The 2,588-nt window shown below is 41.4% G+C and carries 1 protein-coding gene; it reads left to right on the top strand.

The window, feature by feature from the left end; genetic code table 11:
* Window positions 1–1,320 (top strand): Ty1/Copia family ribonuclease HI (locus E6C70_RS16535; RefSeq protein ID WP_136425582.1); only part of this gene is annotated, 1,320 nt, incomplete at its 5' end.
* Window positions 1,321–2,588: the final 1,268 nt, after the last annotated feature.

The following is a 2,588-nucleotide window of genomic DNA, read 5'->3' as shown; positions in this document are numbered from 1 at the left end:
GCACCCGTAGTCATGTTACGTTCCATTCGGATTATCTTAGCGATCGCCGCTTTTCATGATTATGAAATTTGGCAAATGGATGTTAAAACCGCCTTCTTAAACGGTTATTTGGAGGAAGAGTTGTACATGGTACAACCCGAAGGTTTTATCGATCCTAAACATCCTAAGAAGGTTTGCAAGCTTAAGCGTTCCATTTATGGACTTAAGCAAGCATCACGGAGTTGGAATCATCGCTTCGACCAAGTGATTAAGGACAATGGTTTCGTTCGATCTGTCGAGGAACCATGTCTATATATCAAGTCGAGTGGGAGCAAGATTGTCTTCCTAGTACTGTATGTCGATGACATACTCTTGATTGGGAATGACATACCTCTCTTGTCTTCGGTTAAAGCATGGTTGAAAAACCATTTCCAGATGAAAGATCTGGGAGAGGCACAAAGAATTTTGGGCATCCGTATCTACAGGGATAGATCACGACGGATGTTATCTCTCAGTCAGGAGTCTTATATAGATAAGATCCTAGAGAGATTCAGCATGACGAACTCCAAGAAAGGGTTCCTTCCCATGACTACTGGGCTTCACTTGAGCAAGTCTCAAGAAGCTAAGACATCGGAAGAGAAAGAGCGCATGAGTCGGATTCCTTACGCTTCGGCTATAGGATCGATCATGTATGCCATGATATGCACACGTCCAGACGTTGCATATGCATTGAGTATGACAAGTCGATTCCAAGCACATCCAGGTGAACAACACTGGATGGCCGTGAAAAACATTCTTAAGTACCTACGGAGGACTAAAGATTGGGGATTGACTTATGGAGGCGATACGAGGCTCTGCGCCACTGGTTACGCAGATGCTAGCTTCCAAACGGATCAGGATGACTCGAAATCTCAGTCTGGATTCGTTTTTACTCTTAATGGCGCTGCTGTCAGCTGGAAAAGTACCAAACAAAGTGTTACAGCAGATTCTACGACTGAGTCCGAGTACTATGCCGCTTCGGAAGCAGCTAAGGAAGCTATATGGATGCGTCAATTCTTACAAGGACTATCTGTAGTGCCTAGTTCGAATGACCCTATCACCGTTTATTGTGACAATAAAGGTGCCATCTTCCAAGCTAAGGAGCCTAAGTCTAGTAACAAGTCTAGACATGTACAACGGAAAGCTCATCTAATCAGGGATTACGTGGAGCAAAAGGAAATTTTATTAGAGAAGATTGCTACGGATGACAACATAGCTGATCCTCTAACTAAAGCATTACGACGTGATAAGCATGAAGGGCACGTTACTTCCATGGGAATAAAACGTGTTCCTGAGTTGTAGTACTCTTTTGATGAACTGTATTCATTTTCTCGTGTACCATGTAAACAACCTCTTCGTTATGATATTTATATGTTTTGTTTTTCATGTGGAATTGTACGACAATTTTGAATACCACAAAGTGAACTGAATAACATTACATCGTTTTGGTCCTTGATTACCCACTTGAGCTGATAACTCAGGTAATCATTTTGTGACGTTGGTTGATGGTGGATTCAACTAGCCATAAGTCAAACGGTTGACTGACCAATCACGAAGGCAAGATATACGGATATCTTGTAGGACAACCATGTGACAACGTTATGGAGTCCTAAATGTTTTATAACATTGGGTGCCTGGTCGTGGATAGGACCTCCATAGTGTTCCTTAGAGTCGAATCTTTTGACTTTCGACTGTCTTCTGAGATTAAGGCAGATTTTGGGTGACTTTGGTTTCTTTCTCACGGTCCATCGTAACAGGGGGCCAAGAAGATTTTCACTGGGTCATTTCATGCTGCGCTTACATCTGCAGGATTCGAGTTGAGGGAAAATATCCAACCCTTATCAGGATTTTATCTTTTCTCAGGGCCACTCGAGGAGTAGTAACTGAAAATGCATGGCCATGCTCGAATACAGATTCGTTTTATCAGTTAAGTTACGCTCTAGTCGGGGAAACCACTCTTGATACAGATCGCTTGTAGAACACGACCTTTGCGAATACGGATTGCAAATTGTTTTACATTGAGTGGGAGAAATTTTAAAAGGATATGAGAATCGGTTATCGCACCTACACTTGTACGGACAAGTGGGAGTTTGTTGGAGCTGGTGTCCTCCACATGTAGTGTGATAACGTCATTGCACATACACTTGTACGGACAAGTGGGAGTTTGTTGGGGCTGGTGTCCTCTACAGTTAGTGCACTGACTTTTTAAATCTCTTAAAGGAACACAAGGGCATACTATTGTATTATTATCAGTTGATCCACGTTTATCAGTAACGGTTGGCTTGCTAGATAAGTTTGACGTTACTGTCATACGGATGGCGGTGATCAACTGGTCCCTATAAGTCACACCTATAGGACACGTTTGAGAGATGTGAAGGTATGAAAATACAGTCACATTTATGCCGGATACGACTAAGCGATTAGTCGGAGTTATTGACTATATATTTAGTCAATGTGATGTGAATGTAATTATTTAATACGGATTAAATAATTTTAGCTAAAACGAATTACATGATTAATTCGTAAATTAAATATAAACAGTAATATTTAATTAATGTGTTAAGTGGGAG

The organism is Orlajensenia flava, from assembly GCF_004801905.1.
GTDB classification, from domain to species: Bacteria; Actinomycetota; Actinomycetes; order Actinomycetales; family Microbacteriaceae; genus Orlajensenia; species Orlajensenia flava.
This window is presented reverse-complemented; position numbering and strand designations above follow the sequence as displayed.